We start from the raw sequence: 522 nt of genomic DNA, 5'->3' as shown, positions 1-522 counted from the left end.
AGGCTTTAAGATGAGTGAAAAAGCATTTGACTATAAAAAGGAATACAAAGACTTATATATGCCAAAGGACAAGCCGGTATTAATTGAGATTCCGTCTATGAATTTCATTATGGTGGATGGTTGCGGCGATCCTAATAATAATCCTGGCTTTAAGCAAGCAGTCGAGCTGCTTTATGGACTGTCATTTACTATAAAGATGAGCAAAATGAAAGGGAACCAGCCTGAAGGATATTTTGAATATGTGGTTCCTCCTCTTGAGGGATTATGGTGGATTGATGAGGGTGAGTTTTCATTTGAAAAGAGAGATAACTGGAAATGGACACTAATGATACGCCAACCGGAATTTGTAAATGAAGAAGTTTTTAAGTGGGCATGCGAGAGATTGATAAAAAAGAAGCCTGAACTAACAACTGAAAATGCTCGCTTTGAGGCTTTTGATGAAGGCTTATGCGTACAGATAATGCACATTGGACCGTATTCGACCGAACCTGAAACGATGAAGAAAATTGATGCTTTTATCGC

General features: G+C 38.5%; 1 protein-coding gene. It reads left to right on the top strand.

Features of this window, described 5'->3' with window-relative positions; all coding sequences use genetic code 11:
- Positions 1-10: 10 nt before the first annotated feature.
- Positions 11-522: GyrI-like domain-containing protein (locus RDV78_11310; GenBank protein ID MDS1031010.1), on the top strand; the 512-nt coding region annotated here is incomplete at its 3' end.

The organism is Bacillota bacterium LX-D (genome assembly GCA_031628995.1).
In the GTDB taxonomy this organism is placed as follows: domain Bacteria; phylum Bacillota; class DUOV01; order DUOV01; family Zhaonellaceae; genus JAVLUO01.
The sequence above is the reverse complement of the archived record's forward strand: the minus strand, read 5'-3'. Positions and strand labels throughout refer to the sequence as shown.